This window comes from Crocosphaera sp. Alani8 (assembly GCF_038442745.1).
Lineage (GTDB): Bacteria > Cyanobacteriota > Cyanobacteriia > Cyanobacteriales > Microcystaceae > Crocosphaera.
In genome coordinates, this window is record NZ_JARVCN010000150.1 from 1 (window position 1) to 8,122 (window position 8,122).

General features: G+C 42.7%; 6 protein-coding genes and 1 pseudogene. 1 reads left to right on the forward strand and 6 read right to left on the reverse strand.

From position 1 onward, the window contains the following. Positions 1-445: 445 nt before the first annotated feature. The 5 genes from P9B04_RS10310 to P9B04_RS10330 all read right to left on the reverse strand — a co-directional run bounded on the left by P9B04_RS10310 (position 446) and on the right by P9B04_RS10330 (position 6,898). The gene (locus tag P9B04_RS10310; protein WP_342054905.1) at positions 446-1,966 is read right to left on the reverse strand and encodes an Hsp70 family protein; all 1,521 of its coding nucleotides are present in this window, start codon (positions 1,964-1,966) and stop codon (positions 446-448) included. Between the two features lie 25 nt (positions 1,967-1,991). Then, positions 1,992-2,549 carry a nucleotide exchange factor GrpE gene (grpE, locus tag P9B04_RS10315; protein WP_342054906.1) on the reverse strand — a complete coding sequence of 186 codons (558 nt, stop codon included), beginning with the start codon at positions 2,547-2,549 and terminating at the stop codon, positions 1,992-1,994. 3 nt (positions 2,550-2,552) lie between these two features. Continuing rightward, positions 2,553-2,849 (reverse strand): J domain-containing protein, encoded by a 297-nt coding sequence (locus P9B04_RS10320; protein ID WP_342054907.1) that lies wholly within the window; start codon positions 2,847-2,849, stop codon positions 2,553-2,555. 33 nt (positions 2,850-2,882) lie between these two features. After that, complete coding sequence (locus tag P9B04_RS10325; protein ID WP_342054908.1) at positions 2,883-5,267, reverse strand: tetratricopeptide repeat protein; 2,385 nt, start codon at positions 5,265-5,267, stop codon at positions 2,883-2,885. A 410-nt stretch (positions 5,268-5,677) separates the two neighbouring features. Beyond that, positions 5,678-6,898, reverse strand: a complete 1,221-nt coding sequence (locus tag P9B04_RS10330; protein WP_446717987.1) for a tyrosine-type recombinase/integrase — start codon at positions 6,896-6,898, stop codon at positions 5,678-5,680. 243 nt (positions 6,899-7,141) lie between these two features. Between P9B04_RS10330 and P9B04_RS10340 the strand changes: the two genes are divergently transcribed. Next, entirely contained in the window at positions 7,142-7,243 is a 102-nt protein-coding gene (locus P9B04_RS10340; protein WP_342054910.1) for a reverse transcriptase N-terminal domain-containing protein, read from the forward strand. 214 nt (positions 7,244-7,457) lie between these two features. Here P9B04_RS10340 and P9B04_RS10345 read toward each other — a convergent pair. Further along, positions 7,458-8,075 (reverse strand): annotated as a pseudogene (locus P9B04_RS10345) (carotenoid oxygenase family protein); the annotation flags it as partial. Positions 8,076-8,122 lie beyond the last annotated feature (47 nt).

An 8,122-nucleotide genomic window follows, 5' to 3' on the forward strand; every position in this document is an offset into this window, starting at 1 on the left:
GCTGATAAAACTATACCATAAAATATACAATTAATTCTGCTGACTTACTTATTCCCTGTAACGAAGGGAATCATCAAACCTACTCCTAAAAATAGGGTGACGATGCAGATACCCCAACTCATGGCTAATTCGACCAGATCTCTTTTGTGTTTCGAGTTCATCATTTTTTTACTCGATAATGAATTTCCTTTGTATTCTATTTCAATTGGATAGACAAATCTTCGAGCTTTCTGACAAGGAGACCTGAGTTCGGTGGCGCTCCCGTTCGGAGTTTGGAGTTAAGTTTTTTTTGACGAGATGATTGGTGGCGCGAGACTCCTGAACTCGACAGATTTTGGACAAGTTTTCTTATATCGAACTCAGGTTGTCACCGTGTCCCCTTGTCTTTTGAGACTAAAAGTAATTGCTACTCAACTGAAAAACCCTTTCAATGTTCTGTGGGGGGTTAAGGTTTAAATAAGGACTCAATTTCAGCCTTTGATTGTTGAAGTTGGTTAGTAGAGAGACGGGAGGTGGTGGCATTACTAACTTCAAGAGATTGGCTTGTGCCAAGGCTTTTTTCTGTGGCGGTTACCATGAGAATCCCATTGAGATCGAAATCAAAATGAACTTCTATCTCTAGTTCCCCCGCTCGCCGAGGTGGCAATCCTTCAATCTCAAAAGAGCCTAACGGGACATTTTCTTTGGCGATGAAATTTTCTCCCTGAAACACCTCCACCTTTACGGTTTCTTGGTTATCGGTGGCAGTGGTGTACACCTCAGAGCGGGAGATAGGAATAACGCTATTGCGAGGCACAATGGTACTAAAAATTCCCGAACGCATTCCGTAAGGAGTATCTTCCACCACTGCAATTCCCAGAGAATGAGGGATCACATCTACCAAAATCGACTCAGTGGATTCTTCGGCTAAAACTCCTGCTTGTAGTGCTGCTCCCAACGCCACACATAAATCGGGATTAACACTGTCTAATGGCGGTTGTCCCAAATGTTCTTCTACCAGGCGACGCACTAAGGGTATTCGCGTTGAGCCTCCTACTAAAATAACCCGATCTAAATCCTCTGCATCTAACTCCGCATCTTCGAGGGTTCGATCTATTGCCGACAAGGTTTCCGACAGCATCGGTTCAATCAAACTTTCAAAATCTCGTCTTGATACTTCTAGTTCCAGGTGTAGGGCTTTTTTCCCTTTACTCCCTAAGTAGGCTTCTCTGACTTTAGTAAAGGTTTTTTCACTCAAGGTTAATTTGCACTCTTCTGCTGCCCTTAACAGTCTTGCTTCTATAGCTGGTTCTTCTGTTACCTCTACTTTATGGCTGTTGAGAAATTTTTCCTCGAAGTATTGTTTTAATCGTTGATCAAAATCATCTCCTCCCAAATGGTTATTGCCGTGACTGGCTAAGACCTCTGTTACTTCTGCGGTAATTTCTACAATCGAGACATCGAAAGTCCCTCCCCCTAAATCGTAAACTAAGACTATCTCTGTTTCGGGAGAACGAAATTCATAGGTTAGGGCTGCCGCTGTGGGTTCGTTAAGAATTTGTAGCACCTCTAAGCCCGCAATTTCTCCCGCTTCTTTGGTGGCCTGTCGCTGTGCGTCGGTAAAATAGGCAGGCACTGTAATCACCGCCCCCGTCACTGCTTCTCCTAAAGCTGAGTTGGCCAGTTCCACTAATCCCCGCAAGATGATGGCCGAAATTTCTTGGGGTAAATACTCTTTTTCCCCCCCTTTTATCTTCTGGTCTGTTCCCATCTTACGCTTGATGGACTTGACGGTTCTCTCTGGGGCTGCCCCATATTGTCTGAGGGCTTCTGTGCCTAGTAACAGAGACCCTGTGCTTGACCACCCTACACACGAAGGCATAATTAGTGAGCCTTCTTCGTCTGGGAGCACCCACGGCTGCCCATTGTCTAGGGCTGCCACTACTGAGTTAGTTGTTCCTAAATCAATTCCTACTACTTTTCCCATCTATTTTTCCTTCTATTATCTGGTCTTAGGAGTCCCTTGCCAAGCTGGCCACAATGACTTGGGCTTCTCGTAATACTTTATTTTGCCATAAATAACCCCGTACTACTTCTTTGACCACCCTATTTTCCCCCATTTCTTCTGTTGCTTCAAGCCCCACTGCATACATACACTGGGGGTCGAAAACCTCTCCCACTGTCTTTATTGCTTTTACCTGTTGTTTCTCTAATACTTCGAGTAGTTCCACTCTAATTATCTCCACTCCCTCCTTAGCACTTTGCACCACTTCTTCGAGATTTTCTCCCACTGAACCGGACTGGGGTTGGGGAGAATCTTTTTTCTTTCCTAGCCTTTCTAAAAACTCTTGCCACACCTTTTTCACTCCCCAGTCGGGCCTGGCTTGAGTCTCGGTCAATTTTTCTGACCCACTTTCAGGGCTTGGCTCTAACTCTTGTTCAACTTTTTGCCAATGGTCACAGGCTGAGTCGAGTTCATCTACTATCTTTAATAACTCACACAGCAACGCCTTTTGTTCTTTATTTCGTTGCCCTTTTTCCCTTGCTAGTTCTCTTGGTGATTGACTCATGTTTTAAAATGTTAGTTCAATTAATTCCTCTATACTTAGAGCCACTTTCGACCTTACTCGCTCCCCTAACGATTCTACTAACTCTTCTTGGATTTTCCCTCTCATTGGCCCTGGGTTAAAGAAGTCTCCTTTTTTGTTTCTCTCCCCTCGACGCAAACTTTCATAAGCTTGACGCACCGCCATAAATTCTTCTGGGTGAGAATGGCACCGAAACTCCCTCAACTTTTGATGATACGCTAATTTGATTTCCTTTAGGTTAGCCCCGGCTGAGACTCCTAAAATTTCGTAGTCGTTTTTCATTTTTGGCTCTTCATTATCCTCCCCGATCTTTTATTATAAACCTATTTCTATTTTGGCTGAGACGATTTTTTTGATCTCTTGCCAAATCTTTTGCCGCTCTTCTGCTGATAAATCCCTCTTAAACACTTCCCTTTCTAGCTTGTCTATCATTTCTTCTATCTTCGATAGGCTTTCTTCTAAACTCATCAAATCAAACCATTGGCTTAATTTCTGGTGCATTACAAACCCCTCTTCTTCTCGCCACGCTTTTAGGCTTTCCTTATCTTGTAACCGACGGGCCAATTCAAACCCCTCTTCTGATAGCTTGTGATACTCAAGACTCTCTGGGGGAAACCCTGTTGCTAATGCTAATCTCAATAGGGGATTTTGCGGGTTATTTTCCAGGGCCACTTCAATAAACTCCTTTAAACCCGTCCCATTCCCATAACGACGTACTTTTAATTGTAGTTGCCCTAATGCTTGATTCGGTTGAGTGGTTTTCCTTAAATATTGACGTAAATAATTTGGCCACTTCTGGGCTTGACTTCCCTTGACTATGAGCAACACTAAATGGGCTTTCCTTGCTTTTTCCTCCTCTTGTGCGTATTCCCACAATCTCTTGACATAATCATCAATTAAACTGGCTCTTCCCTTTTGTCGTTTTCCATAACGTACCAGACTTACTCCTATGGTTTCTATTACTCCTATTTGTTCTTTGGCTGGTAATTTCTTCAGCAATTCTTCCCATTTTTCTTGGGCTGATTCTAGTCTCAATTTCACTTGAGCCCCTCTGGTTTCTCTGATGGTTTCTGAGATAAAAATTCTACAAGCGGACATTTCCGGTTTTTTTAATTTTGCCTCTTTTACTTTCCTTTCAAATTTCTCATAACTTTCTTCTGATAAGGCTTCTTCCCATACTGGTAATAAGACTTCTAACTCTCCCCCCATATCTCCAAACCTTCTCCCAAAACTACTCCGTATTTCTTCTAATGCTTCTCTATCTTCTATTTCTTCTAATGCTTCTCTAAGCATTTGATACACATCCACCGAATCACATCCTTCTTCTAGGGCCCGACGCAACATTCCTATTGACTCTTCTGTTTTTCCTTCTATTAATCCTACTTTCAACCCCTTTCTTCCTAATACATCTGGTAATTCTGGACATAATTCCTCTGCTGTGCGTAGGTTCTTTAGTCCTTGGACTAAAGAACCTTGGACTCTCCACCCTTGTCCCATATAGCTATCTGCTAAATAGCAGTGTAATTTCCCTAGTGTTTCTCTCCTTCTCTTTTGTGGCCAGTCTCTATACTCTTTTTTCCCTTCTTTTTTCAGCCAATTTAGCAATTTGTTTAATACCCTCTGGCTTTTTTTATTTTCTTTTATCTCCCTTAATGCTTGATTTAGTCTTACTAAAAATTCCGGCTCTAATGGCTTATCTTCTACCATAGTCCACCACAATTCTATTGTCCATTCTACCATTCCTTTTTGCCATGCTTCTTCTCCCGCTTCCCACATCAATCCTCGGTAAATCTTTTCCATTTCCGGAAATTCCTCTCTTTTTCTGCCTATTCTTTGGGCTATTTCTGCCGCTTCTCTCCATTTTTTCTTCTCCATCAAATTTACCATTTCTAACACCCTTATCTCTTCTATGTTCTCTATTTCTCCGCTTCTTTCTGTCACTTTTTCCATTAACGATTCTCCTTTTCCTATTCCTTGCCTCACTAATAATTTTTGCTCTATTTGCTGATTCTTTTCTCTTCTTTTCTCTTTTTTTCCTATCTCCTCCAACTTTTTTTCTGCTTCTAACCAATTCTCTCTCTTCTGTTCTATATATATTTTCCACGCCCAAGGACAATCAGATGGACTTACCTTTTTTTCCATTTTTTCCCAGTTCTCTGCTGCTTTTTCTTCCTCTCCTTTTAGCAGTGCTACCATTCCTTTTCCCCATTGCTTTTGTTCTGTGGTAAATCTTTCCCCCTCTTGGACTATTAATTCCTCTACTCGGTCTATTTTCCCTTGTAAACATAATAGTTTTAAGTAACATCCTCCATACTCCAACCCTAATAATTTCTTTTCATATCCCTCCCTCATCACTTCTAGGGCTTCTTCTCTTTTTTCTAATGATAATAAACTCTTGGCCCACCAATAATGTCCCTCTCCGTTTAATCCTAATTCCACACTTTTTCTGAAGCTTTTTTGCGCTTCTTCATATTTTTTATTTAACCATTCCTCTTCCCCTTTTTTTAACCATAATTCCTCTACTTTTTCGGGTATTTCTTGTTCCGGAGCTCCTCTACGGATTTCCTTGATTTTCTTCAAGGCTTCTCCATATCTTTTTCTTTCTATTAATATCTTTAGCTCTTGAGCTAGTCTTTCTTCTGTGCCTTGATTCACTTGTTGCGGTTTTTGTGTTCTCTTGTTTCTTTTTCTTTTACCCACAATTTTCTACAACTTACTTTTTTGTTGATTAATCTTATTTATCATAATTAACATTTTTCCCCCTTCTTCCGCAACTCTGGGCCGGTGACCAGGGCTTCGCCCTTGTAGCGCAGCGTCTTCTGCCTTCGTTTGACCTGATAGCAGTTTTCAATTGGATAGACAAATCTTCGAGCTTTCTGACCAGGAGACCAGGAGAGTGGGGGACAGGGAGAGTGGGAGATCACCGTGTCCCCGTGTCACCGTGTCCCCGTGTCCCTTGTCTTTTGAGACTAAAAGTAATTGCTACTCAACTGAAAAACGCTCTGAGTTCGCGAGCGCCACCGCGCCACCGAACTCAGGTCGGTGAATGTGGGACCATCTCCTACTACATTTCACGGAACTGTTTTCGCCTTTTTAGGCTAATTGCTCTTTTAAGCCGATATTTTGGCCAATATCTGCAACATTTCTTCTTCATGAAGAGTGAGATTCAACGGCTCTATCCTTCTCAACGATTTTTGCAGTTTTTGGCATCTTCTCATTATATTTTCCTCCAATTTCGGCTTATTCGCCAACAACAACAGTGCCGGATTATGGCTCCAGCGATCCCCGATGTGGGCGTAGATCATGGTGGTCTTCGGGTCAGTATGACCTAACAAGTCCTGCACTTGGCGTAGAGAAGCCCCGGCCCGCATGGCCAAAGTTCCGGCTGTGTGTCTCAACGAGTGTGCGCTCAAATTCCTGGGTTTGGGTTTATACTTTGAGAGGTTATGCGCTTTGTTGCTCTTGCCTGTGGTGGGCAAGTTTTTCTTTTTTTGGCTCCCAGTCAGCTTTTTGGTGGTTTTGGGAGAGGATAATTCTTTCAGCCCGATCGCACTGAGATATTTGTCTACGATCCGCCGAATGGAACGCCGGCTCAAAGGGTTCCAAATCTTTTTGTTGTTACGGGCCAGGGATATTAGCAATGGGGTTGATTCGGTTATTGTTTCTCCTGCTTTTCTTCTTGCTCGCAAGTAACGCCGTAATAACTTGGCTAAATCGGGGGTTAATGGGACTACTCGTGTGTGGCGTTTCGAGGTGACTTGTAAACCTATATTTTGCCCATTTTTCACCATGCTCCCCATTGTGACCCGATGCAAATCCACCGTTCGGCAACCTTGCAGCAACATCAGGGAAATGAGGAGGCGATCCCGAAGGGCGTGGACGGTATTTTCCTTGGGAAGACTCTCTAACAACCGGTTCATTTCCTCGTTTTCGAGGTAATTAATGGTAGCGGCGGGATCTTTGACCTCCGTGGGGGGTTTGAGGCGCAATGCCGGGTTAAAGCTGATGTATTCATTTTCGAGCAAAGCGTCGTAGAAGCGGCGAAGTACGGCGAGTTTCAGGGAAATGGTAGCGGTTTGGTATTGCTGCTCTTTGACTAACCAACGCCGGAAACGTTTGAGCTTGGCGAAGGTGGCTTCAATTGGGTTGACGGTGTTGGTGTGACACCAATAAACGAACTGTTTGAGGTGGCAAAGGTAAGTCCGTTGGGTATCGTCGGCTGCTTTGCCGTTGCCTACGTCTGTTTCTAAGAAATCCTTGAAGAAGTCGAGAAGGTGAGAGTCTTCGATGAGGATTGGTTTGGCCGAGTGGGTAGAAACTAGAGAGGACATGGGAGCCACCATTAGGGAAGGATAAAAAAGCCGAAATCCTCACACTGAGCTAATTTTAGCATAGAGAAGAGTCCGAAAAGAAGGGTTCTCGGACTCTTTTAATGGTTCCCCATACACTTAACAACGAATTGTTGTTATGAGACTGAAAGCATAAGTCTGCACAATTGAAGACTTATGCTTCGTGCGATTCGTTGATAGCCGAAATCACGGTAAACAGCCCGTAAATAAGCTATCTAAGGTGACATCCTTTGGAAAACCTTACCTTGGAAGAAATTTCGACGTAACTTATTCCGCCTACAAAGAAGAATTTACAAAGCCATTCCAATTGGCGTAACAACAATTTAGTGGCAGTACATAAAAGCTGTCACAACTACTTGCACATGGGCAAAAGCAAAAGCTAAGAATATCGGGAGCCGAATGCACCGAAAGGCGCACGTTCGGATCTAATAGAGAGGGGCGGAATTTAATCGCTCCCCTCGACTCTACCCAGTCTCATCTTTGTTAGTGTAAATGTTCTATCTAGTAATGTTCTATCTAATATTTTGTATCAACTTGTTGGTCATAAAGAAATTCCATTGATAAAAGTATTAGGAGTCCAAGTACCATGAAATCCTTGGGGAACATGATGATGTAAATGGCATTTAGCCAAGGGCGTGGTAAGATTTTCAGCATCTAGAATAACCAAATATGAGCGATGGTTAGAAGCATCATAGACCACGGACAATAAATAACCATTATCTTCTTTCATTTCCCCTTGTCGGGGGACAAAAATAGGTTCTCCTGCAAAACTTCTTTCCCCTGGACTCCAAATCTGGTGTTCCCCTTTTGATTGATCATATTTCATGATCCCTTGAATGGGAGCTTTATTGGTTGGTTTAGAGGCGACGTTTAAATACAGATAACGATTTTCTTGCCCAACAAATGCTGGATGGACCGAGGGAAAATCACAGCTTCTTTCTAACAAGGGTTGACGAATGACAGCTTTTGAGAGTAGATCAAGGGTTACTTGCCACAGTTGTCCAAAAATTGGTTTCTCAAATGACATTTTGTCCAGTTCCATTTTATCTTTCTCTCTCTCTCTTTTAGGGAATGTATTAGAACAAACTGTAGTAAGATAGATTTTATTATCAGATTCCCAAGCATTACCGTGATGGAAGCCAAAAAATGCTGGGAGCGTGTCACTTTTGCGAGGGGAGTCTTAGTTAGCGGGCAATGTCCTACAAC